This is a genomic window from Halomonas sp. AOP7-E1-9, assembly GCF_052376035.1.
Classification (GTDB): Bacteria; Pseudomonadota; Gammaproteobacteria; order Pseudomonadales; family Halomonadaceae; genus Vreelandella; species Vreelandella citrativorans.
Genome location: NZ_JBQSVC010000006.1, coordinates 1 through 22,687, shown reverse-complemented (window position 1 = coordinate 22,687; position 22,687 = coordinate 1). Strand labels below are relative to the sequence as shown.

General features: G+C 53.2%; 30 protein-coding genes. 11 read left to right on the top strand and 19 right to left on the bottom strand.

The features are described 5' to 3' along the window. Positions 1-65 precede the first annotated feature (65 nt). From ACT3R4_RS05280 to ACT3R4_RS05255, 6 genes are all read right to left on the bottom strand, one after another. Complete coding sequence (locus ACT3R4_RS05280; protein WP_441679707.1) at positions 66-398, bottom strand: hypothetical protein; 333 nt, start codon at positions 396-398, stop codon at positions 66-68. Between the two features lie 124 nt (positions 399-522). Then, positions 523-813, bottom strand: a complete 291-nt coding sequence (locus ACT3R4_RS05275) for a hypothetical protein (protein ID WP_441679705.1) — start codon at positions 811-813, stop codon at positions 523-525. After that, positions 794-2,818 (bottom strand): PHP domain-containing protein, encoded by a 2,025-nt coding sequence (locus tag ACT3R4_RS05270; RefSeq protein ID WP_441679703.1) that lies wholly within the window; start codon positions 2,816-2,818, stop codon positions 794-796. Before ACT3R4_RS05270 ends, ACT3R4_RS05275 begins: the two co-directional genes overlap by 20 nt. 342 nt (positions 2,819-3,160) lie before the next feature. After that, a complete protein-coding gene (locus ACT3R4_RS05265) occupies positions 3,161-3,307 on the bottom strand; it encodes a DUF427 domain-containing protein (protein WP_441679701.1) in 147 nt (48 codons plus the stop codon). Positions 3,308-3,575: 268 nt separating this feature from the next. Then, positions 3,576-4,178 carry a glutathione S-transferase family protein gene (locus tag ACT3R4_RS05260; protein WP_441679699.1) on the bottom strand — a complete coding sequence of 201 codons (603 nt, stop codon included), beginning with the start codon at positions 4,176-4,178 and terminating at the stop codon, positions 3,576-3,578. Between the two features lie 2 nt (positions 4,179-4,180). Beyond that, a complete protein-coding gene (locus tag ACT3R4_RS05255; protein ID WP_441679697.1) occupies positions 4,181-5,389 on the bottom strand; it encodes a YbfB/YjiJ family MFS transporter in 1,209 nt (402 codons plus the stop codon). A gap of 153 nt (positions 5,390-5,542) precedes the next feature. Between ACT3R4_RS05255 and ACT3R4_RS05250 the strand changes: the two genes are divergently transcribed. After that, entirely contained in the window at positions 5,543-6,436 is an 894-nt protein-coding gene (locus tag ACT3R4_RS05250) for a LysR family transcriptional regulator (protein ID WP_441679695.1), read from the top strand. 27 nt (positions 6,437-6,463) lie between these two features. On the opposite strand, the gene ACT3R4_RS05245 is transcribed toward ACT3R4_RS05250, so the two are convergent. After that, positions 6,464-6,799 (bottom strand): zinc ribbon domain-containing protein YjdM, encoded by a 336-nt coding sequence (locus tag ACT3R4_RS05245; protein WP_441679693.1) that lies wholly within the window; start codon positions 6,797-6,799, stop codon positions 6,464-6,466. 99 nt (positions 6,800-6,898) lie between these two features. Between ACT3R4_RS05245 and ACT3R4_RS05240 the strand changes: the two genes are divergently transcribed. The 3 genes from ACT3R4_RS05240 to ACT3R4_RS05230 all read left to right on the top strand — a co-directional run bounded on the left by ACT3R4_RS05240 (position 6,899) and on the right by ACT3R4_RS05230 (position 8,208). Further along, positions 6,899-7,288, top strand: coding sequence for an ester cyclase (locus ACT3R4_RS05240; protein ID WP_441679691.1), 390 nt, complete (start codon positions 6,899-6,901; stop codon positions 7,286-7,288). Between the two features lie 262 nt (positions 7,289-7,550). Continuing rightward, entirely contained in the window at positions 7,551-7,895 is a 345-nt protein-coding gene (locus ACT3R4_RS05235) for a type II toxin-antitoxin system RelE/ParE family toxin (protein WP_441679689.1), read from the top strand. A gap of 10 nt (positions 7,896-7,905) precedes the next feature. Then, positions 7,906-8,208, top strand: a complete 303-nt coding sequence (locus tag ACT3R4_RS05230; protein ID WP_087111826.1) for a helix-turn-helix domain-containing protein — start codon at positions 7,906-7,908, stop codon at positions 8,206-8,208. On the opposite strand, the gene ACT3R4_RS05225 is transcribed toward ACT3R4_RS05230, so the two are convergent. Then, positions 8,205-8,342, bottom strand: a complete 138-nt coding sequence (locus tag ACT3R4_RS05225) for a hypothetical protein (RefSeq protein ID WP_441679687.1) — start codon at positions 8,340-8,342, stop codon at positions 8,205-8,207. The two genes, ACT3R4_RS05230 and ACT3R4_RS05225, sit on opposite strands and share 4 nt — an antisense overlap. Next, entirely contained in the window at positions 8,342-8,911 is a 570-nt protein-coding gene (locus ACT3R4_RS05220; protein WP_441679685.1) for a pyridoxamine 5'-phosphate oxidase family protein, read from the bottom strand. The genes ACT3R4_RS05225 and ACT3R4_RS05220 overlap by 1 nt, the downstream gene beginning before the upstream one ends. A gap of 223 nt (positions 8,912-9,134) precedes the next feature. On the opposite strand from ACT3R4_RS05220, the gene ACT3R4_RS05215 reads away from it, so the two are divergent. Next, a complete protein-coding gene (locus ACT3R4_RS05215; protein ID WP_087111822.1) occupies positions 9,135-9,617 on the top strand; it encodes a GlcG/HbpS family heme-binding protein in 483 nt (160 codons plus the stop codon). A 287-nt stretch (positions 9,618-9,904) separates the two neighbouring features. On the opposite strand, the gene ACT3R4_RS05210 is transcribed toward ACT3R4_RS05215, so the two are convergent. The 4 genes from ACT3R4_RS05210 to ACT3R4_RS05195 all read right to left on the bottom strand — a co-directional run bounded on the left by ACT3R4_RS05210 (position 9,905) and on the right by ACT3R4_RS05195 (position 12,429). Further along, on the bottom strand, positions 9,905-10,321 hold the full coding sequence (locus ACT3R4_RS05210; protein ID WP_441679683.1) for a GNAT family N-acetyltransferase: 417 nt from the start codon (positions 10,319-10,321) through the stop codon (positions 9,905-9,907). Between the two features lie 271 nt (positions 10,322-10,592). Beyond that, on the bottom strand, positions 10,593-10,781 hold the full coding sequence (locus ACT3R4_RS05205; RefSeq protein ID WP_441679681.1) for an NUDIX hydrolase: 189 nt from the start codon (positions 10,779-10,781) through the stop codon (positions 10,593-10,595). 183 nt (positions 10,782-10,964) lie between these two features. After that, the gene (locus ACT3R4_RS05200) at positions 10,965-11,285 is read right to left on the bottom strand and encodes a hypothetical protein (protein WP_441679679.1); all 321 of its coding nucleotides are present in this window, start codon (positions 11,283-11,285) and stop codon (positions 10,965-10,967) included. A gap of 181 nt (positions 11,286-11,466) precedes the next feature. Next, the gene (locus ACT3R4_RS05195; RefSeq protein WP_441679677.1) at positions 11,467-12,429 is read right to left on the bottom strand and encodes a LysR family transcriptional regulator; all 963 of its coding nucleotides are present in this window, start codon (positions 12,427-12,429) and stop codon (positions 11,467-11,469) included. A gap of 115 nt (positions 12,430-12,544) precedes the next feature. Between ACT3R4_RS05195 and ACT3R4_RS05190 the strand changes: the two genes are divergently transcribed. Continuing rightward, entirely contained in the window at positions 12,545-13,279 is a 735-nt protein-coding gene (locus ACT3R4_RS05190; RefSeq protein ID WP_441679675.1) for an SDR family oxidoreductase, read from the top strand. Between the two features lie 49 nt (positions 13,280-13,328). Here the strand turns inward: ACT3R4_RS05190 and trpA are convergent, their stop codons facing one another. Both trpA and trpB read right to left on the bottom strand, forming a co-directional pair. Continuing rightward, positions 13,329-14,168, bottom strand: a complete 840-nt coding sequence (trpA, locus tag ACT3R4_RS05185; protein WP_441679673.1) for a tryptophan synthase subunit alpha — start codon at positions 14,166-14,168, stop codon at positions 13,329-13,331. A 56-nt stretch (positions 14,169-14,224) separates the two neighbouring features. After that, entirely contained in the window at positions 14,225-15,430 is a 1,206-nt protein-coding gene (gene trpB, locus ACT3R4_RS05180; protein ID WP_441679671.1) for a tryptophan synthase subunit beta, read from the bottom strand. Positions 15,431-15,535: 105 nt separating this feature from the next. Here trpB and ACT3R4_RS05175 point away from each other — a divergent pair, with 105 nt between their 5' ends. Next, complete coding sequence (locus ACT3R4_RS05175) at positions 15,536-16,438, top strand: LysR family transcriptional regulator (protein WP_441679669.1); 903 nt, start codon at positions 15,536-15,538, stop codon at positions 16,436-16,438. 28 nt (positions 16,439-16,466) lie between these two features. Here the strand turns inward: ACT3R4_RS05175 and mmuM are convergent, their stop codons facing one another. Both mmuM and ACT3R4_RS05165 read right to left on the bottom strand, forming a co-directional pair. Further along, positions 16,467-17,426, bottom strand: a complete 960-nt coding sequence (gene mmuM / locus ACT3R4_RS05170) for a homocysteine S-methyltransferase (protein ID WP_441679667.1) — start codon at positions 17,424-17,426, stop codon at positions 16,467-16,469. Next, complete coding sequence (locus ACT3R4_RS05165; protein WP_441679665.1) at positions 17,423-17,836, bottom strand: APC family permease; 414 nt, start codon at positions 17,834-17,836, stop codon at positions 17,423-17,425. Before ACT3R4_RS05165 ends, mmuM begins: the two co-directional genes overlap by 4 nt. A gap of 39 nt (positions 17,837-17,875) precedes the next feature. On the opposite strand from ACT3R4_RS05165, the gene ACT3R4_RS05160 reads away from it, so the two are divergent. After that, positions 17,876-18,283, top strand: a complete 408-nt coding sequence (locus ACT3R4_RS05160) for a glycerophosphodiester phosphodiesterase family protein (RefSeq protein WP_441679663.1) — start codon at positions 17,876-17,878, stop codon at positions 18,281-18,283. 52 nt (positions 18,284-18,335) lie between these two features. On the opposite strand, the gene ACT3R4_RS05155 is transcribed toward ACT3R4_RS05160, so the two are convergent. Together ACT3R4_RS05155 and ACT3R4_RS05150 are read right to left on the bottom strand one after the other, a co-directional pair. Beyond that, positions 18,336-19,229 carry a dihydrodipicolinate synthase family protein gene (locus ACT3R4_RS05155; protein WP_441679661.1) on the bottom strand — a complete coding sequence of 298 codons (894 nt, stop codon included), beginning with the start codon at positions 19,227-19,229 and terminating at the stop codon, positions 18,336-18,338. A 157-nt stretch (positions 19,230-19,386) separates the two neighbouring features. After that, positions 19,387-20,433 (bottom strand): SDR family oxidoreductase, encoded by a 1,047-nt coding sequence (locus tag ACT3R4_RS05150; protein WP_441679659.1) that lies wholly within the window; start codon positions 20,431-20,433, stop codon positions 19,387-19,389. Positions 20,434-20,659: 226 nt separating this feature from the next. On the opposite strand from ACT3R4_RS05150, the gene ACT3R4_RS05145 reads away from it, so the two are divergent. The 3 genes from ACT3R4_RS05145 (at position 20,660) to ACT3R4_RS05135 (ending at position 22,555) form a co-directional block, all read left to right on the top strand. Further along, on the top strand, positions 20,660-21,493 hold the full coding sequence (locus ACT3R4_RS05145) for an AraC family transcriptional regulator (protein WP_441679658.1): 834 nt from the start codon (positions 20,660-20,662) through the stop codon (positions 21,491-21,493). A gap of 13 nt (positions 21,494-21,506) precedes the next feature. Beyond that, positions 21,507-22,115 carry a LysE family translocator gene (locus tag ACT3R4_RS05140; RefSeq protein WP_441679657.1) on the top strand — a complete coding sequence of 203 codons (609 nt, stop codon included), beginning with the start codon at positions 21,507-21,509 and terminating at the stop codon, positions 22,113-22,115. A 128-nt stretch (positions 22,116-22,243) separates the two neighbouring features. Further along, positions 22,244-22,555 (top strand): hypothetical protein, encoded by a 312-nt coding sequence (locus ACT3R4_RS05135; RefSeq protein ID WP_441679655.1) that lies wholly within the window; start codon positions 22,244-22,246, stop codon positions 22,553-22,555. The last annotated feature ends 132 nt before the right edge of the window (positions 22,556-22,687 follow it).

Here is a 22,687-nt window from a genome sequence, read left to right as displayed (position 1 = left end):
TCGCAAGTACGCGCGGCTTTGTAGTGGAGGCGAAGCCGCAACGGAAGAGCCGTCGCCTTGCCTTGTTAAGCGCTGATGACATAGCAATAAGTTAACCAAATAGACAAACAAACAAGCACAATGCTTAAGGCCGCAAGAGTATCTGCCAAGAAGCTATGCCGCCAGCCAGAAAACCATGCATTGCTATTCCCCTTAATTGAGCCGTCTCTGTACTTATAATGCGCTGCCTTGCCGCCGATACCAAATAGCACAAGGCCGCCAAATCCCAAACTCAAGCGAAGTGCCAGCTCATTTCCAGCGAACATAGCAATAACGGCGGCCACAAGCAGCGCTCCTGAAATTGCGAGCAAGAAATCCGGCCAGACCTTCAACTCGATGTTGATAAATGGATTTTTCATATTGATCACTTAACGCTTTTCTCACCGGAAAACTGGGAGCGCAGCGAGTAATTTTTCCGTGTGCAGCAACTTGTTATACCGCATTTTAAAAGACCGGATGTTTATTCAACAGTCTCTTGGGGTTTCAAGCTCTATACTTCTCGTATTCACTTAGAAACAAACGTTCTGACTCATCACGGAACTGGCTTCTTCTATTATGTAAATCATTAAGCTTTTCACTAATGCTTCTATATATTATTTGATGCGCTTGATTCTTTAAGTCTTCTTCATTGTACTCATCGATTTCAAAGCCATCTCCAAGAGCCGCATTAACCAACCTCAACAGAATCACTTTATCTATTCTGTCGACAGTTTCGTACGCACCCTCTTCTGTCATAAAATACCCCTTACTGTTTTCAATCTTTAATACTTTCATAGCCACCTCTTCTATCGGCATAAGCTTCTTCTCCAGCCTCCAATGTGTTCATGGTCACCTGGTAATTATTTATCTTTTTACCGTCAACTGAACAAAATTCTTTGTCAGATGGATGCCCAGAATATCTTCTATATACGACATCACCACTTTCAATTTCTTTAGATGTATACACTATATAATCTGCATTGATTGAGGCTCCAACTGTACTATTATGGGTAACAACAACCACGGGCATTGTCTTAGATATTTCCTTCAGCATTTGATTAGCTTCACCTTTCAAGAAAAGGTTATCAAACGACGACTCTGGTTCATCTATTAATAGATAATCAAAGTTTTGAGCATTTTTAATTTCCTGTAAGAGACGGAACTCAGATCTTTCACCACCCGAAACCTTAAATCCATCTTTGTTGAGTATTTCATATTCAATACATGCAAAATACTTATAAAATTCTGATGGAGTCCAAGCACCGTTATCCTTTAGTGCAACAAGGTACTTGTAGGGAGATGAGTACTCTTTATACGCATCGCTAAAACCAACCTTTTGTCCACTCACACGCAAAATTTCTCCAGCTCCATTAAAGGCTCGCTGCTTGCAAACCACCTTAAACCCCTGAACATCCTCCTGATAAATTACTTTTTCTGTCTGTAACAGTTTTGCAATCTGGTTAAATTTAGAAACCTTCCGGTGCTCAATCATAACCTTGTATAAGTCTACATCCTTAACCTGAGTTGCTGATGTCCTTAGCTGTAGTTTACTTTTTACATCTCTTACGACGTCATTAACAAAACTTCTCTTTTTCCTTTCATACGCCTTTTCCCATAGAAGTTCAATCAACTCAACAGACAGACTCTTCAAATTATTCACATCAATATGCTTATCAATAATTTCTCTATACTCAATATTATCTACTAATTGTCGAACAGAGCCGATCAGATCTCCAAGCCCCTTATCCTGAGCCACTTCAAATTGTGTCTCATTAAAGAGTGACACTTTAGAAAACGTATCAAACTTCTCTGCCTCTTCAGCCGATTTTAAAAGAGTTGATAAATAATCTTCCACCTTTCTTTGGTTAACTCTAACATCAACATTCAACACATCATCGAGAACATTCTTGAATGGAGTCAGGTGCTTATTAGCGAACATACTTTTCTTACGAGCAACATCTTCATTAAATTCTTTTTCGTAGCTAACGTCATCCCTCTGAACAAGTGAAAACTGAGGAATATATTTTACATCCTCACACTCTTTGCTGATCTGAGTTAGTGTTTCAGTCTTCCCTGAAGATCGTGCTCCTAGAACAATATTAAGGCCAATAGACAATTTCTGACCATCATCAAAAACCTGAAAGAGTGAATTACCTTCTGATTTAGATAGAGCCACTTTATGTCTATCTCGAAGGCTATGTTTCAGAGAATTTAGGGAGAGATCCCCACAGTCGATGTATGTTTGTCTCGACGGAAATTTGCTCATACCCTCACGAATTCTTACATCACTAAATATAACAGGTGTTAATTCTGAGTCATCTTTTGCCAAACGAATAAATTTTTTGGGGCTATCAACCTCACCAGCAGATATGAATTCGCCCAATTGTTCAATCGTCTGTCGCGATATTGCTGGCTTCTTCTCATAATGAGGGATTAGCAAATATCTATTGAGGTCACCAAAAATATGAAGCAACTCTTCTACGCTGATAAAGTCGCCTATAGCCTTGATTTTTTCAGTTACGGCTTGAGTTTTTATTTGAAACTCATCTAAGTTTTCATTTTCGGAGATGAGAAGAATATGACCTTTAGCTAGATTTATTTCAATACCTGGAAACACTACACAGTCAAGCGCTTTGTCGATTTCTCTAAACTGTGCCAAGTCGAACACATCATGATTTGTTATTGCTATAGCGTCGAGTTCAGCTGAATTAGCATATTCTATTAATTTTTCTAGCGAGAAATCAAAGTGAGCATCACTAATCGTAGGTTCTGTGTGCAAGTGAAGGTCAATTTTCTTCAACTTTTGCTCCATAAATATTTATAAGAACGTAAGAGCCTAAATGAATATTTATACAGCGCCGTATAAAAAATGGTTATATGCCTTGCCGCATAACCTTAATGTAAGTGACAGCACATTGATTGAAGCTGCGTGCCATGCTAGTCAACCTAATAGGTTGATTTTATTAAGGCCACAGCACCCCAGCTGTATATCCAAAATTCACGACCCGTCGCTTTTGCTATTTCAATAGTACTAACTGATTCATCCTTGAACCGATCAAATAACTTGCACCTCTGCACCTTCACCACCAAACGTCATCCTACCCTCTATTACCTCCCTCCCTTCAATCGGCTGCTCGTAGCTTCAGGCAATGTCTTGCGAGAAATACACCGTATGCCCTTTAAAGGGGCAATAGGTGGTCGTTTTTGAGATGGTAAGCAGCTTGCCGTCCTCATGCGCCTGCACGCGTTGGTTGACGGGGTGAAGCTCAATGCGTAGGGCATATCGCATTAGGTGGTCCCTGCGGCGATTTTTCGCTCTAGTTATTTCAGACTAGCAGCTAAGTTCGATGAAACCCATGCTTAACTCATTAAACTTTAGGCTACTAGGATGACACTGATTCTAGACATATATTCATGACCTCCCCACCACTGACCTTGGCTAATGCGAAAACACGTCTTAGGTCTGTGCTGTTGTGAATATCAATGAGGGACAAGATTCCATGACGATAACGCCCCGCAATAGCGAGGCGTTGAAGGCAGCGAAGGCGTTGGCTCTACTAAATGAATGCGGTCTGCTGAAAGCTCCCTCGTGCAGCCACTCCTGCATGCCATGCCTGAAGCTGCGAAGACCCTTCTTTCAAGCTTACCTCTGGCAGCCTGAAAGCTATGTAATCCAGCGCCACCGCAATAGCGATTTCACCCAGGTTGATGGTTGAGGCCTGCTGTTTTTCCCCAAGCTCACTATTCAACTGTTTCAACAGCCGCTGAATGGCCCGCGAACGCCGCAGGCCCAACTCGCTCTCGTCAATCTCATTGCCGTAATGCTTTCTGGCAATCACCGTTGTAAACGCCGCTTCCATGAGGTTTTGTCCCAATCCCGCTAGATGCAGCACCTCGCCTAAGTGATCGGCGGGCAACACGGGCTTCTCCGGATAAGCGCTATCCAGGTAAACAGCAATCAGCATTGATTCGCTGAGCGTGGTGCCTTCCTTGGTGACTAGCGCAGGAATACGCCCGGCAGGATTGGCCTTGAGAAGCGCGGGGTCGTCGGCCCAGGGGTCACACCATTTCAGCGTGACGGCATCGCTCAGGCCTTTTTCCAGTAGCACGATGCGCACCAGGCGCGCATAGGGCGATGTAGCGTTTAGGTAGAGTTCCATTATTATCTCCTGTTTTGAGCAGTAAGCGCCGCGTTGCGCTGCTGCAAACCACGGCTAAGCAGCACCAGCAAAAAGCCTGCGACGAGCATGAGGCCGCTGATGGCGAACAGCGGAGAGTAAGTGCCCCAAACGCCATAGAGTGCCGACATGGCATAGCCAGCCACTGCCTGGGCAGCAGCAAAAGCGGCAGTGGCTTGCCCCCAGATTTTCTTGTGCGCGGTTGGCCCTACCAGCTCAGCAAGGCGGCCCGAGGTGAGTGCGACAATGCCGGGGATCATCGCTCCTACCATAAAAGAGGAAACCGATTGGCTAATCAGCGCTAGCGAGAACACCGGCAGCAGAACAGCGGCAGCCTTCGCTAAAAAAGCAATCGCCAAACCATAATGCCAACCTGCTCGCTGCGCCAGGGCGCCGACCATGAGCGGCCCGCACACGGCACCTAAACCGAAGATCCCCCACTGAAATGAAGCCAACTGGTTACCTAGTGCGTTTTCCCTGGCGAGATAATCCACCCAGAACACGGTATGGGGCACAAACCCAACCGCATCCAGGGCATACGCACTAATGACCAGCCACACGACGACCTTTACCCCCGAATACTCCCTGGATTTATTGGCCGTTGAGGTGGCCGTGGCAGGTAACGCCAGCCGAGTGATGCCGTGATCGCATAAAAGCCCCGCCATCATGCAGAGCAGCCCCAACGCGCCCCATGTAAACGCGAGACTTAATTCAAGCAGCAACGGCACGATGAAGGCTGAAAGCAGAGCGCCCAGGCCAATCCCCGTAAACACCATGGCACCGACACGGGTTCTCCTTTCAGCGGGCGTGACCGCCAACGCCAGCGAAGGGCCAACCACCATTAAGATGCCCCCCGCAATGCCCGACACCAGGCGCCAAAAGAAGAACCAGGTGAAACCGCCCTCCCCAGCGCAAAGTACAAAGCTTAAAGCGATACCTGCGAAGCTTGCCGCCATTACGTTGCGCGTAGAAAAACGCTCACTCAGGGCGTGGGCGACAAGCGCGCCGATAAAGTAGCCCAGCAGGTTGGCTGCCCCCAGGTAGGCGCCCTGGCTTGCGGTAAACCAGCCTTCCTGAATAATCGCCGGTAATAGCGGCGTGTAGGCAAAGCGAGCAATGCCGATCCCCGCCAGAGTCGCCATTATGCCGGTCAGCAGGGCGGGCAAATCGTGGGAAGTAAATGTTCGGCTCATCAGGTTGTGTCCTTTTTGTGCCACCTTTCGGGCAAGGTGGGCAGCGCGGTACTACACAGTCAGACTACGTGCGAGGAACTATTTCTAGAAACGATTTGTTTTGATAGATACTATCTTTTTTTGAGATAACGTTGGCTTGGCAGAAAGGTGAGTATGCAACTTAAATCATTGCGACTATTTATGGCGGTGGCCGAGACAGGCAGCTTCGTGGCTACGGCAAAACGCTTGCACACGGTGCAATCCAACGTGACGACTCACATCAAGAAACTTGAGGAGGAGTTAGGCGTACAGCTCATTCATCGTGCGGGGCGTGTTCGCCCGACAAGCGCGGGTTTGGCGCTGGCGGAGTACGCTGAGCGCATGTTGACGGCCCATGATGAAGCGGTATCGCTGTTTAAGGGCCAGGAGAAGGCGTGTGGGCGGCTACGGATAGGCGCCATGGAAACCACGACGGCATTACGCCTTCCCCCAATACTAGCGGCGTATCACGCAGCGCAGCCTGATGTTGATATCCAGCTCAAGACCGGGCCAACGGCTGAGCTGGTCGAGTTGCTGCTAAATGGCCAGGTGGACTGTGCCTTCGTGGCTGGGCGGCTTGAGCATAGCCACTACCACGTGCTTAAAGCGTTCAGCGAGGAGCTTGTCTTAGTGGGCTCAATGCCCATGACAACGATGCCCTCTTCACAAGCGCTGCTGGCGTCTGCCTTCATGGCGTTTCGCCAAGGGTGCAGCTACCGCCAGCGTATCGAGCTATTGCTGGCTTCCTATGGCGTCAATGCGGGTCGGATATTCGAGTTTGGCTCGCTGGATGCGATGCTGGGCTGCGTCGCTGCCGGGATGGGCTATACGGTATTACCGCGTGGAACGGTTGACGCTCACCAGCACCGGTTCGGGATTCACACACTGGCACTGCCCGCCTCTATTGCCCACATCGATACCTATTTTGTCGCCCCCGAACCGGAAACTTGGACGCCTGCTTTGGCAAGCTTTGCTGAAACATTGTGTGACGCAGTGGTGGTGGATGAGCCTCAGCTTACGGCGTCGTGATGTGGATAGAGGAATTCCGGCTCTTAGTCAGGCCTTTTTCACAAAATGAGCGGTTACCATCATGTCGCCTGCGCCATCAACCTTGCAGTCCAGTTGGTGATCCTTGCTATCCACGAGCCGCTTGATAACGGCTTTGGTGCCTACCTTGAGTACCAGTGAGCTACCTTTGACCTTGAGGTCTTTGACCATCGTTACCTTGTCGCCTTCCGCTAACAGCGTGCCGTGGGCATCTTTTACCATCACGGTGTCTTCTGCCTCAGTCTCAGAAGGGCTCCATTCGTGGGCGCACTCGGGGCAGATGAACAGGCTTTGATCCTGATAGACGAATTCAGATTGGCAATGGGGGCAAGGTGGGCACGACATGAATGATGACTTCTGTGGCTTGGTTTAGGCTACTTATGATACTGAGCCTGTATACCCTTGGCGAATACCTTCACGCCAGCCCAGGAAAGGAGAACCAGGATGAACAAACGTGACTTGGAAGCGGCGTACCGTGATTACATCACCTGCCTCAATCATCAGGACTGGGCGAGCCTTGGCCAGTTCGTGCATGACAATGTCCACCACAACGGCAGGCGTCTAGGGCTTGATGGTTATCGCGCCATGCTGGAAGCCGATTATGAGCAGATACCTGATCTTCACTTCAATATTGAGCTTTTGGCCGTTGATTCACCCCATGTTGCGTGCAGGCTGCGATTCGATGTAACCCCGAAAGGTCGCTTCCTCGGCCTTGCGGTGGACGGCAAAAAAGTGACGTTCTGCGAGAATGCGTTCTACCTCTTCCGTGATAATAAGATTCAGGAAGTCTGGTCGGTGATCGACAAGACCGCGATAGAAGCTCAGCTGGATTGAGGCTCCAAATGCCAACCTTGTTCGGTTGCCTGCAGGTTGTCTGTCAGGGCGAGGTTTTCCAGAAACGCATCATCATGGGATACCCGTTGCGCGAATCACAGTTCGATCCGACCAGCCGATAACCTCGCCTGCTGGGATAGTGAAGCGCGCTTCTGCTTATCGTTTATTTTGCCAAGCGATACAACATAAACCCAGCCTTTTGAGCGCTTGATTATAGGCCAAAAGCTATATAGCATAAAACCTATAAAATGAAGAGGTACGCATGTGGTCGATAGAACAGACAGATACCTTTGAAACGTGGTTTTTCTCGCTTGAGGAAGCTGACCGGGAGAATGTCCTGGCTTCTCTTCTTCTTTTACGAGAACGGGGGCCAATGCTCTCGCGCCCGCATGCTGATACGGTAAACGGCTCTCAGTTTCCTAATATGAAAGAGCTGCGCGTACAGAGCTTTGGCCGCCCTATCAGAGCTTTCTTTGCGTTTGATCCAACGCGTACCGGTATCGTTTTATGCGCTGGTGATAAAGGCGGGAACGACAAACGCTTTTACAATGAAATGATTCCAGTTGCCGACAGAGAGTATGCGGCTCATCTGGAAACCTTAAAGTGAGGTAGTCACAATGGCACGCAAGCTTGAAGACTTACTGGCAAAAGAAAAGCCAGAGATCGTTGCGGCGGCAGAAGCGAAGGCAAGCGATATGCTGTTTGAGATCAGGCTAGCCGAAATTCGTCTGCTGGCAGAGAAAACGCAAACTGAAATTGCAGATGCAATGGGTGTTAGGCAGCCGACCGTAGCGGGACTGGAGAAGGTGGGCCAGGATATGCGCCTTAGCTCACTTAAACGCTACGTTGAAGCGATGGGTGGTCGTGTCCGTGTAGATATTGAGCTGCCGGACGGTAGCCATCATGGCTTCCCTGTTTAATGAATCTCTTTGCCTTCCGTGCCTACAATATGAACGGCGATTAGCGCTGGCTTGAATAAGTAGTCTACGCCATCGTGGGCTGAAGCCCGCTCCTGCAAAATGTGCCAGCCATTGGCGTTGGCCTGCGCGGCCATCACGGCACCAGCCACTGCCCCGCCCAACCATCACCACGCGAGAATACGGCGCGGCGGTGATGCTGCCCCAAGTGCAGCGCTTCTATCGCTTGAACGTCCATCCACAACACTGCAAAAGCGCTTTCATCCGGCGTTTTGGTGTAATCCAGTGAAGCCGCAATCGGTTTGCCCGGCGCGGGCCCGCTGCTATAGGCGCTGCGGGCGTGCTCCGGCAAGCTATGCCACTGCTCGCTTACGGCTTCGCCGATCAGAACAGTGACGCTGGCTTCCATGCGTATTTGCAGCTGCTCAGCAGCATCCCATACGTGCAGCGCGGCCATAGGGTTAGCGCGCAGGGCGCTGATCTTTCCTGAGTGAATATCGGTGTAGACAGCAAGCGTTGCCGCCTGCTTATCAGCGCTGCGGAGCACTACCGTGCGGGCTTGCGGCAGGCCGCTTTCGCTAACGGTGGCCAGGGTGAGGTAACGCGCAGGTGCGTGGCGGTCGCTGACACCTTGGATCAGGCGCGCCCAAAGATGGTCATGCAGTAGCGGTAGTTCTTCTGCCCAGAAGTGGGGATTTAACGCCATGGGGCACCTTTAAAAGTAATGGCTGAAAAAGCAGCGTCACTGAATAGCTGCTGGGCTTATAGCATGCGACGAAAACCCTCAGCGTCAGCACGCCCGCTAACGCGTTCGGCCTGTATAGGTGTTCTTGAGAGCACTACAAAGTAATTTAAACTTTGAATATTTATTAAACATTGCTATAGGTTAAGAGCATCAATATGAATATTAATTTTACCGAGGACGTAAAATGATTCGTAATCTTACTTTGGCTGCCGTGTTGATGGCTCCTGTTTCCGTTATGGCGCAAGATCTTCCAACAGCGCCTTATTTACCGCTCGACATGAGCCTGGCTGCTGCGCAGACTGCGTTGGATGCCTGCTCTGCCGAAGGCCACAATGTCAGCGTTGCTATCGCTGCTCGTAGCGGTGAAACGAAAGTGCTGTTACGCGCCGACAATGCTGGGCCGCATACCATCAACAGTAGCATAGGCAAGGCCTTCACTTCGGCCAGCATGGGGCGTGACACGGCTGGCCTGGCCGGATTTATCGGTGGCAATCCGGGGAATGATGGGATGCACAACATGGATGCCAGGATGGTGGTTCAGGCAGGTGGTCTGCCGATACGAATCAATGGTGAGCTGGTCGGCGGTATTGGTGTAGGTGGTGCACCATCGGGCGATATCGACGCGTCTTGCGCCCGTGCCGGGCTTGATGAGATCGGTGCCGAGTAATTTATTTGTGTAATTCGGTGGGATCATCCCCACTTTCAGCGTCTCGCTTTCACGCATCATCCCGCCAAGGCGGTAGTGCCAGTCTGGTAAGCCTGACTGGCATTTTTCTTTCCGGATATTTTTGTAGTCATGCACTAACACCCCGTCGGTATAGCCTTACTTGTCTATCTGATAATTAAATGAGTAGTTGCTTTAAAACAAGGCACACCCTATCGCTCCATGCCACCCGCATTATGATGTACCCAACTCCACACACGCTGATTAAGACTGCCGGTTAAGCTCAGGCGTTAATATCCACTAAACGAGTAGAGCGCGATATCGGTACGAAACTCCCAGCCCAGGTTGCTCCAGAAGCGTTTACCGGCTTCGTTTTCTACCAGAATCATCAAGTGGGATTTTTGGATGCCTTCATTTTTAAGCGCTTCCAGGCAAAGCGCCACCAGCTGTGAGCCGACACCCATGTTGCGGTGTGAAGCCGCGACTGCCAGGTGTTGAATAAAGCCCCGGTGGCTATCATGGCCACTCATAATCGTGCCCACTACGTTTCCCTCTGCTTCCGCCACAAAGCTTAAACCGGGGTTACGCTGCAAATAACGGGCAACGCCTTCGCGGGAGTCCGCATCACGCAGTCGCACGCCTTCCGTGCTTTGCCATAGCGCCACGGCGGCGTCGTAATCTTCAATCGTCATGGGGCGGTAGTGCATGTTTACCTCTCAGTACGGCGTAAAGGTATTCAGTTGCAACTCAGCGGTAACGTTATCGACTCAACGTGACGATGAAAGCACGCCAAGCAGCGCGCACCATGTATGAATCGACTGCACATACCCTGCAGGTAAGTTATGGGGCAAGTCATCAATAGGAAACGTATCAATTCGGGAATGTTCGTGACTCACCTTTGGGTTGAAGTCGCTCACAAGACGGCAGCTGTAGGTGACGATGAATACATGCTTTTGGGGAATGACCTCAAACAGGTAACTATCGATAATTTCCTGACCAACGACCTTTACGTCCAGCTCTTCCTCGAACTCTCTCTAGGCATTCTGACGATACTTCACCTATCTCGATACGCCCGCCGGGCAGCTCCCACTCATCGCGGTCGTTGAGCGCCAGTACGACCTTGTTGGCGGGCAGGAGTAATACCCCTTTTATAGATACCGGATACATGGTTTCCCTTATCTTTCACAAGTGAATAGCCAAGAGCATATGTCGCTACGCGTCCCAATGCGTTTACAACGTGCTATTCAAACAGGATATGCCAATCCGCCTATACCGGTCCGCTTTGAAAGGCTGGATCGTAACGAAAGTGCTTAGACGGATGCCCTCTCGCCTTGTCACGTTGAAGCGTTACTACATCCCCAAACCAATGCCCAACCGCAGCGCTTGCAGGCCATCAAGCCTGACGCTTACCTCATCGGAAAACACGGGGTGGCCTTCTACGGCTAGGTCCAGCTCCGCTTGGGCGCCACGATAAGTAATGCTTACCGTAAGATTTGCAGAGCTGCTAACGGGCGCCAGCACACCGTACTCAACGTTATCGACGCTGACCGCAGAAAGGCCACGGTTATCCAGCTGTTGCTGGACTTCCTGTTTAACGGCATGGCCGTAATAGAAGTACACCCCGGCATAGCCCAGCGCCAGCACTACTATCAGTGTAAGGAGTTTTCGCATTATGGCCTCTTAGTTAAAGAATTGGGTAGTTGCCACCATGGCAATGCCATCACCTTCCATCCGCATGGTGTGATAGCTCGTGTACTCGGGGATTATCAAACGACCTGATATAAGAAGCAGAAACAATTAGGCAAACGCTTATCCCAACAGGTACAACCATAGATTCAGGCAGCCCCATAGTTTATAGATTATCCAGCGACACCGTCACCGCTTTATCCTTTTCACCTCGGCGCTCTTCCACAAGTTTGGCAAGCTCATCACCTTCATCAAACACGCTAACCACCCAGTCGATAAATACTCGCACGCGGGAGGATAACTGACGGTTGCTTGGGTACAGAATGGAAACGGGTGATCCTGTGGGCGGGTTGGCGGGCAGGACTTCGATCAACTGGCCAGTTCGTAGATCATCTTCTGCATGGTAACGGGGCACCTGAATGATGCCGAGCCCTAGTCGTGCGGCCGCGTAATAGCTTTCTGCTGCACTTGTGGTCACGCTGGCGGGCAACGTTACATATTCAACTTTTCCGCCATTAGTGAACTCAAGAGGCAGCGTCTGGCCTGCACGGCTGGAGTGAAAGCCCACCATCGTGTGCCCGCCAAGCTCGGCCACGGAATGCGGCGTTCCGTACTTGGCCAGGTATTCGGGCGAGGCGACCGTGACTTCATCAAGTGTAGTGATTCGCCGGGAGTGCATATCGCTGTCCTGGGGCATACCGACGCGCAATGCGCAGTCGATGCCCTCGCCTACTAGATCGACCAGACGATCACCCTCGCTCATGTGAAGCTCCAAACCTGGGTAGGTGTTAAGAAACGCGGGTAGCTTCGGCAATATAAAATGGCGGGCTAGCGTGCCGTGAACGTCTATCCGCAGCACGCCTTTGGGCTTGGCATTCATTAGCGCGCCTTCCGCGTCCTCAACCTGGGCCAAAATACTCAAACAGCGGTGATAGTAAGCGTCGCCATCCCGCGTTGGGTGCACCGAGCGCGTGGTACGTTGCAACAGCCTTACGCCAAGGCGTGCCTCCAATGTTTTGATGGCCTCGGTCAGCGTTGAGCGGGAAATACTCAGGTCTTGCGCGGCGTGAGTAAAGCTTCGCCTTTCGACGATACGCGTAAACGCGTGCATCGTATCAAGTCGGTCCATTGTTCACGCTTTCCGAATAGTGATGACAGGTTAAGCCTGATTATAGAGCACGCTTTGTCTTTTATGCTGCATACGTCAGGTATTCACCGACTCCCTACGCAGAAGGAGAAAAACGATGGCAGAACAGAAAATTGCGCTTGTAACGGGTGGTTCCCGGGGGATTGGGGCGGCTATTTCCAAACAGCTGGCGCGCGATGGCTTTACGGTGGTCGTCAACTACGCAGGCAATGCAGAAGCCGCTGACCACGTGGTTCAAGAGATTGAGTCGGCGGGTGGTAAAGCGCAGGCTATTCAAGCTGATATAGCCGATGCCCAAGCGGTGCGTCAGCTTTTTGACACTCTTGAAACGCAGTGGGGGCACATTGATGTGCTGGTCAATAACGCAGGCATCATGAAACTTGCCCCGCTTGCGCAGATGGAGGAGAACGCGGTGGATGCTCAGATTGATATCAATCTAAAAGGCTCGATCAATACCATGCGCGAAGCGGCCAACCGCCTGAGCGACGGTGGCCGGATCATCAACCTATCGACCAGCGTTGTCGGGTTGAAACTTGAAACCTATTCGGTCTACGCCGCCACCAAAGCCGCCATTGAGACCTTAACCGCGATTCTTGCCAAAGAGCTGCGTGGCCGCTCGATCACCGTCAATGCCGTGGCACCAGGCCCTACCGCGACAGATCTGTTTCTTGAGGGTAAATCTGACGAACTGGTCGAGCGGATGGCCAAGATGCCGCCACTGGAGCGACTTGGCCAACCGGACGATATCGCAAGCGTCGTGGCTTTTCTCGCCTCGCCTGAAGGCGGCTGGATTAACGGCCAAACCCTGCGTGCCAATGGCGGCATCGTTTAACCGTTTCTTAATGACCTGGTTTAAACAACCTGGTTTTAATTAGCTTGTTTTAACTGACTTGCGGCTCGCCCAGCTCGCGGCACTCCCTAACGCTTTCAGCCAGTGCGCGGGCAAGATCATGCACCCCTTTGACGGCTTCATCAGGCGTTGCGGCGTGTTCGATGCAGTCCACCAGCGCGGAGCCAACCACTACCGCATCGCTGAACCGGCCAATAATGGCGGCCTGTTCCGGGGTGCGAATACCAAAGCCAACCGCGATGGGAAGTTCGGTGTGTTCGCGTAGCTGGCTCACCGAGCGCTCGAGTTTTTCGGGCGTGGGTGCACTGCCACCGGTGACGCCGGCCACCGAGACGTAATAGACAAACCCGGAGGCGTTGCCCAGCACCTTGGGCAGGCGCTTGGTGTCCGTGGTGGGCGTGGCCAGACGGATAAAGTCGATGCCGTGCTGGGCGGCGGGCTGGCAAAGCTCGTCGTCATGCTCGGGAGGCAGGTCGACCACAATCAGGCCATCCACCCCAGCGCGGGCAGCGTCGGTTAAAAAGCGCTCTACGCCATATCGGTAAATGGGGTTGTAGTAACCCATCAGCACGATGGGCGTGGTGGTGTCTTTTTCGCGAAAGGTACGCACCATCTCCAGTGTTTTAGCTTGGGTCTGGCCTGCTTTAAGGGCGCGCAGCGCGGCTTTTTGGATCGCGGGGCCATCGGCCATGGGGTCGCTGAATGGCATGCCCAGCTCGATCACGTCCACACCTGCATCGGGCAGGCCCTCAAGAATGCGTTGCGATGTCGCCATGTCCGGGTCGCCCGCAGTGACATAGCTCACCAGCGCCGGGCGGTTTTCGGTTTTGAGCGCGGCAAAGCGTGCTGCAAGACGCGAGTTGGGATTCATAACAGTCTCCTTATGTGCGCTCTGGTGAATAGATTCGCTCTTTTGAACAGATGCGCTCATTTGAATTTTTCTCCCAGGTAGTGGGCCACGCTCATCATGTCTTTATCGCCACGCCCGCTCAGGTTAACCACCATCAAGTGGTCGCTGGGTAGATTCGGCGCCCGCTTGGCGACTTCGGCCAATGCGTGGGCGGTTTCAAGGGCGGGGATAATCCCTTCCAGACGGCAGCAGGTTTGGAAGGCTTCAAGCGCTTCATCGTCGGTAGCCGACACGTACTCAACGCGACCCTGCTCGTGCAACCACGCGTGTTCTGGGCCGATGCCGGGGTAATCCAGGCCGGCCGAAATCGAATGGGCATCGATAATCTGGCCGTCCTCATCCTGCAGCAGGTAAGTGCGGTTGCCGTGAAGTACGCCCGGCGCGCCGCCGTTGAGGCTTGCCGCATGCTGGCCGCTCTCAACGCCCTTGCCGCCCGCTTCAACGCCAATCATCTCGACCGATGCATCGTTCAGGAACGGGTGGAACAGCCCCATGGCGTTGGAGCCGCCGCCAATACAGGCCACCAGAGAATCCGGCAGGCGGCCCTCTTTTTCCTGCATTTGCGCGCGGGTTTCGTGGCCAATCACCGCTTGGAAGTCGCGCACCATGGCAGGGTACGGGTGCGGCCCGGCCACAGTGCCAATGATATAGAAAGTGTCATCCACGTTGGTGACCCAGTCGCGCAGCGCTTCGTTCATAGCATCTTTCAACGTACCGGTGCCGGAAGTGACCGGGATCACTTCTGCGCCCAGCAGCTTCATGCGAAATACGTTGGGCTGCTGGCGTTCGATATCCGTAGAGCCCATGTAGATCACACAGGGCAAACCAAACCGCGCCGCTACCGTAGCGGTGGCTACGCCGTGCATACCGGCGCCGGTTTCAGCGATGATGCGCTTTTTGCCCATGCGCTTGGCCAGCAGCACCTGGCCGATGCAGTTATTAATCTTGTGCGCGCCGGTATGGTTTAGCTCTTCACGCTTAAGATAAATCTTTGCGCCGCCAAAGTGCTCGGTCAGCCGCTCGGCAAAATAGAGCGGGTTGGGGCGCCCTACGTAGTCGCTTTGAAAGTAGGCGAGCTGGCGCTGGAATTCGGGGTCGTCTTTAGCAGCGTCGTATTCGGCTTGCAGCTCAAGAATCAGCGGCATTAGCGTTTCGGCAACAAAGCGGCCGCCGAATTGGCCAAACAGGCCGTTAATATCAGGCTGGATCGCAGGTTGGTTCATGATGACCTCTCAAAGCGGAGTAACAGTTGCATTGAAAGTAGCGCAAGCAGGCGGGGATAAAAATCGATAAGATGTCATCAATATGTGAGCTGGAGTCAATATTCAATGCAACAGAGCATGCCCCCCTTAAGCGCCCTGCGCGCCTTTGAGGCCACCGCCCGGCTGGGCAGCGTGACGGCCGCAGCCGATGAGCTAAGCGTGACCCACGGCGCCGTTAGCCGCCAGCTGCGTAGCCTGGATGAGCATTTCGGCGTGGCGCTGTTTGCCAAAGCGGGCCGTGGCATTGAGCTAACTCACCACGGTGAACGGCTTTATCATGGCATTGGCGAGGCGTTTACCCGCTTGCGCGATAGTTGCGCGGATCTCAAGCGTGATGTAGAAGAAGCGCCCTTTACCCTCGCCTGCCCCGGCAGCCTGCTGGCGCGCTGGTTGATTCCCAGGCTGGACCGTCTTCAACGCGACCTGCCCCAGCTCAAATTGCAGGTCGTAGTGAGCGAAAGTGAACTGCCCGCCAAGCAGGATAATATCAGCGCCACCCTGACCTTTTCCGAGCCGCCCTGGCCCGCCGAGGTAGATGTCGTAGAACTGATGGCCGAGCAGATTTGCGCCGTGGCAAGTCCCCGTTTGGAAGCAACGCTCGATCCAGCACAGCCGGATACACTTTTTTCCGGCAAGCTTTTACACACCGCCTCACGCCCCCAAGCCTGGCCGCAGTGGGGCAGCGCCCAGGGGCTTGAGCTTGCGCACCTTGAAGAGGCCTTACGCCAAGGCCAGGGGTTTGATCATCTCTACTATTTAATCGAAGCCGCCGTGGCGAGCTTAGGCGTGGCCATTGCGCCAAAACTGCTGGTCGAAGATGACCTGAAAAGCGGACGACTCACCGCTCCCTGGGGATTTATCAAAACCCCCGCCAAGCTCTGCCTGTGGCTACCCCGCCACCACAACCGCCAGCGTAGTGAGCAGTTGGCCGAGTGGCTTAAGCGGGAGTTGGGCGCTTCAAGCTCTTAACGCGGGAAAAGCCCAGCCCCCTGGCCAACTAAAGCGACTGCCGCCACTGGGCCAGTGCCCGAATATCATCAGGTGTTGTACGGCAGCAGCCACCGATACCCGCAGCCCCTGCTGCCAACCACTGCTCCCCCCCTTGAACCAAGCCAGAAGGACCTGTGGCGGTATGATCACAAGGTGCCGGGTGCCAGGTTTTGGTCACCGCGTTATACAGCTCGCCCGAGTTGGGGTACACCAACACAGGCAGGTCGCACTGGCGCTTGATCGCCGCGACCAATGACTCGACATGCGCAAGCGCGGTGCAGTTTACGCCGATAGCTGCCACGCCAGGGCAGTTGGCCAGCGCTGCGGCACACGCCTCAATGGGTGTTCCATCGCTGATATGTTCACCATCCTTGGCCGAGAAGGTAATCCAGGCTTGGGCGCCGGGGTGTTCAGCCAACAGATCAGTGATTGCCAGCGCCTCCTCTAGTGAGGGCAAGGTTTCTGCTGCCAGCAGATCAGCGCCCGAGGCCAGCAGTAGCTCGAAACGCTCGCGATGAAACTCAACCAGCCCGGCACGATCCAGGTCATAGCCGCCGCGGTACTCGCTGCCATCTGCTAGATAAGCGCCATAGGGGCCAACGGATGCGGCCACTAGCGGTTTGGGGCGGTCGGTTTGCCCCGTCTGCCACACAGCATCGCGAGCCTGCTGCGCCAACGTGACAGACCGCTGAATCAGCTCCCGCGCCTGCTGGGCGGTCATTCCCGCCTGCATAAAACCGGGCACCGTGGCCTGGTAGCTGGCGGTAATGGCGCAGTCGGCACCGGCTTCGAAATACGCCTGATGCACCTGGCGAATCTTCTCCGGCGCTTGGGCCAGCAGGCGCGCCGACCACAGGCTATCGTTGAGATCGCAGCCCAACGCTTCCAGCTCAGTAGCAAGTGCCCCGTCAATCACCATAAAGGGTGCGTCCGCCAGCAGGGCCTTGATCGGATTTGTTTCACTCATACTCTTTTCTCCTCAGCGGCGGTATCCAGGTGAACAGGGGATTGAACGGCCTTACGATGGTGCAGAAAATGCGCCAGGTAACACAGGCCAATGAACGGCACCCCGAAGTAGAGCGCCACGCGCTGCTGCGGATCAAACGCAATGCCGATGCACGCCGCCAGACAAGCCGCAAACGCGATCAGCGGTACCCAAGGGTAGAACGGCGTGCGGTAGACCAGGTCTTCAAGCCGCCCGCCTTCGCGCAGATAGTGGCGGCGGAAGTTGAGCTGACTGAGCGCAATCGCCATCCACACCACTACCACGGCCAAGCCAGAAATCGAGACCAGTACCAGGTAGACCGTTTCCGGTGCGTAGACGCTTGAAAACAGCGCGCCGAAGCCACCGATCATGCTGAGCAGCAGTGCATTCATCGGGATGCCGCGCTTGTTAAGCGCCTGGAAGCGTTTGATATGATCAACACCGGACGCGTGTTGATCCAGTCGTTTGAGCAGGAGAGCCTGCTCAAGATTCACGAACTGAACGACGATATCCCACTGATTCAGTTGGTATGGTACTCCCCCAGCACAGAGGACAGTGAACGTCTGGTGGAGTGGAGAGGTACCACGCCTGGAGCGCAGGACATCACCGACGAGCACTTTCAAACCGTGGCCGATTACGCAGTAGGCTTAGGGTCGAATTACCGTTATGAAGGCGAGCAGGTGATCGACGAAGCGTTCATTCGCCAGGCTCAAGATAACGGCTTGGCGGTACACATCTACACAGTGAACGATACCGATCATATGCAGAAGCTCATCGACTGGGGCGTGAACGGCTTGTTTACCGACTACCCGGATCGGCTGATTGAGCTTATCGAGTAATGTACTCAATACACATTTGCCCAGCGTTTACCGGGCGTTTTGATGCTTTCGCCTAACGTAGATCGAGCTCTTCAATCACCTGCTCGACTCTTGCGCGCTGGCTGCCCTGGAACGTGTTTAGCGGCAGCGGCAAGCAAGGCGTGCTGACCTTGCCAAGGATCTCGGCGGCGGTGGCGATAACCCGTAAGCTTCCTCCGTATTCACGGTACAGCGCCCAGAAAGGTTCTAGCTGATCAGAAAGGCGCTGCGCTGTTTTAAAATCATCCGCCTGGGCGGCTCGCGTTATCGCCAGCGCCGTTTCAGGAAATAACCCGCCCAGCACGGAATACCAACTATCGCACCCCACGATCAGGCCAGTGGCCGCGACGACGTCGCCACTTATCCCCAAAGTGACATCCTCCGGAATCAAAGCACGCAGGCGATCAACCCGCTCACGAGCAGCGTTGAGATTCATGCTGACCGGTGGAATCTTGATCGAGCGGACCTGAGGCAACTGGGCAATACGTCCATGCAGCTCATCGCTGAACGTAAAGTGCGTTGTGCCCGGATTATCGTAAACACACAGCGGTACGCTTAATGAACGGCAGACCGCTTCATAGTGGCTAAACACTTCGTCATTGGTCAGCGTTTGATAAGAAACCGGCGCCAGCAATACGCCGCTAGCGCCCACTTTCTGAGCATCTTCGGCAAGCACCAACACGTCCCGTGTGCGCAATGCGCCAATACCGATAATCACCGGTACATCGCCTGCGCTTTCTACCGCCAGTTGAGTAATGCGCGCCCGCTCCTCTCGGCTGAGATACGCATAGCTTCCGGTTGACCCCAGCACGCCGATAGAGTCCACCCGCGCCTCGGCCAAACGTTCCACTAAACGGGAAAACTCGTTTTCACGAATCCCCTGCTCGTGCATGGGCGTTAATGGAAATGCACTCAAGCCGGTAAACATGGGAAGCTATCCTTTTAACGAAGGCTTAGTAGATAAGTCTGAAATTACCAGACAACACGGCATGAGGGTAGCGGGACGAGAATGAGCAGGCGGGAGGATTGAAAGAAGCCCGGCCCAGCGTTATACATGCCGCTGGGCCGGGAATGATTAAACCTGATCAAGGATGACCATTGCCACCGCCAGCGCCATAAATGTTGCCGGTGGTGAAGCTGGATTCTTGCGAGGCCAAGAGCACGTAGGCACCGGCAAGCTCTACCGGCTGGCCTGGGCGACCCAGTGGCCCGTCGTCACCAAAGCTTTGTACGGCCTCTTGCGGTTGACCACCGCTGGGCTGAAGTGGTGTCCAAAACGGGCCGGGGGCAACGCCATTAACACGAATGCCCTGCTCGGCAAGTTGCTTGGCCAGCGCCTTGGTAAATGCCACGATTGCCGCTTTGGTCATTGAGTAATCCAACAGGATTTTAGGCGGATCGTAAGCCACCACCGAGGTGGTATTGATAATCGACGCCCCCGCTTCCAGATGCGGCATCGCCGCCTGGGTAATCCAATACATAGCGTACAGGTTGGTTTTCATAGTGGCGTCAAAATCGTCGTGGCTAAGGTCGGTAAGCGACGGCTTCCACTGCTGACGGGCGGCGTTATTGACCAGGATATCCAACCCACCCAACTGCTGCACGGCCGTTTCGACCAGTTCACTGCAAAACGCTTCATTACGAATATCGCCAGGAATCGCTACAGCGGTGCGTCCTTCGGCTTCGATTAACTCAATCACTTCCCGCGCATCGGACTCTTCTTCAGGCAGATAGTTGATCGCTACATCAGCACCCTCACGAGCATAGGCAATGGCGGCTGCCCGACCAATACCGGAGTCGCCACCAGTAATCAGGGCTTTTCGGCCTTGCAAACGGCCGCTACCTCGGTAGCTCTCTTCACCGTGGTCAGGCCGAGGGTCCATCTTGCTGGCAAGCCCCGGCCACTCCTGCGGCTGTTCAGAAAACGGCGGTGCGGGATATTGGCTGGTCGGGTCCTGTTTGTGTGGCATGGAGCCTCCTTTAGCGCTTGCACCCGACGCGCCATTACTGGCGGCAGGCTGGGAAGTGGATGGTTGAGCAAACGCGGGGGCGGCAATAGCAGCCGCCATGCCGGTCGCTAACCCACCGACAACCTGACGGCGTGAAGGATCAAACGCGTTGATTGGTTTCACCGTAACCTCCCTGTCTTGAGCAGTGCTGGATTTAACGTTTACCGACCAAGCGTAGCACCCACTGCTCAAGTCAAAACAAAGGCTCTGCTGACTTTATTATTAATTAACAAGATTCAACCGTTCAAAAGGAGTAACCGACACTTATAAAGCGCAATTTTGTACAAGCTGCGCTAACACGTGAGCGTTAAACTAGCGCAATGACATTTGGATAGACGGAGGCTTAGCAATGGGAAAATCGGCAAGCCGCTTTCAGTTCACTAAAAGCCAGCACATCCCCACGCTGAAAACGCTACAGGCAGCGATGTTCGATTTTCGCTATGACCCGCATGCGCATGAGGAGTACGCCTTTGGGGTGACGCTGTCAGGTCGTCAGGACTTTTTCAGCGGTGGGCAATATCACCGTAGCCCACCGGGTAATGTAATTATCTTTAACCCAGATGACGTTCACGACGGCCAACCAGGCGGCGACCGCACGCTCGACTACGTCATGCTGTACGTTCACCCCACTCAAGTTAAGGCCCTATTTGACGACGCCCTAGGGCAGGAAACAGCATCCCACTTTCGATTCGACAGTACGCTGGTGCAAGACATGGCACTACGCGAGCGGATAACCAACGTTGCCCGATTGATTACCACATCAACCGGCAGCCAGATCGACCAGGAAAACGCGCTCTATCACGTTGTTGAACGAATCACCCAACTAGGCGGTGCTTACCAGCCTGGGCATACCTCTAGCAGGCCCGATGCACTTCTCGGATTGGCCAAAGAGTATATCCACGCGCACCTGGACACCGACCTCTCGCTTGAAGCGATTAGCCAAGCGGCGCACCTTTCCAAGTTTCATTTCTTGCGGCTGTTTCGTCAGCAGTTGGGCATCACGCCCTATCAGTACGTCATCAACTGCCGGGTTAATGCGGCGTGCAGCGCACTTGAAAAAGGCGCACCGCTTAGCGAGGTGACGTTTCGCTACGGCTTTACCGACCTTAGCCATTTTAACCGTCGCTTTAAGCGTATTTATGGCCTTACTCCCCACCAATACCAGCACCACCTTAACGACTAACCAGAGAGCTTTTATGTTAGCTATTATCGCTTATGCCGTGGGCATCATGTATTCGCCTGGGCCTGTGAACCTGATGGGGTTAAATACAGGCGTTAATGGGCAGGCAAAAACGTCGCTGGGTTTCTGCCTGGGCGTGGGCACGGCGATGCTATTACTGTTTTTACTCTTCGGCTGGGCGGGTGCTGCGTGGATTGATGGGCGCCTACTCATCGCGGTTAGCGTTTTCGGCTGTGGTTATATTATTTACCTTGCCATACACATTGCGAGAGCGCGCATTGACGTTAATGCCGTATCCAGCTCGCCACTCACCCTTCGCTATCGTGACGGCCTCATTCTGCAATTGCTGAACCCCAAAGGAATTGTGGCGACACTCCCCATCGCCACACTGCAGTTTCCCGCGGCGGGTATTCAAGGGCCTGGCCTGGTGATTTGGTCGATGGGATTAGCGCTACTGGCCGCAGGCGCCCCCGGAAGCTACATGTGGATAGGCAGCCTGGTCGGTAACCGAATTGACAACCCCGCCTTCTTTAAACGCTTTAATCAGATAATGGCGGTGCTGTTGATGGGCGTCGCGCTATCTATCACTTATGAGCATGTTTGGGTGACTTTAGTATCTGCGTAGTAGGGTGGCAAAGCATCTAACCGTACTTTTTTGGGCCTGCAGGTTTCAGAGGGCTGTTCTACGCTGTAAGCAGAAAGAGCCACGTTGGCTTTTTCAAAGCGAAGTTTCAGAATACAAAGGAGTACGTCATGAACCATGGACAGGATAAACAGCGTAACAAGAGTGAAGAAGCTCAAAAAGCCAAAGAAGTCGTCAACAAAGATACTCCTCGTGGCGGTGATGCTGCCCAAAAAGCGTCTCACCATGATGAGGCGCACCCTTATCGGCCAGATGAAAACGTTGATAACCAGAAGAACCCAGACGCTCGCTCAGAGCCTGGCCACAACACGTCAGGCAAAGCAGCGCCCATTCCAGGCACTCAAGTCGTTAAAGAAAAGCGCGCTCATAAAGACAATATCGATCAGCAGTCTGATAAAGCCGACCCGAAAGGAAGCGAGTAGTTTATACGCCTGCAACCTTAACGGCTCCTACATTGTACAAAGAACCCCGTAAAGGCCATCTGTTACAGGTGGCTTTTTTTGATGCATTTATTTTTAAAATTCAATGACGCGCTGACGAAGCGATGTGAGTAA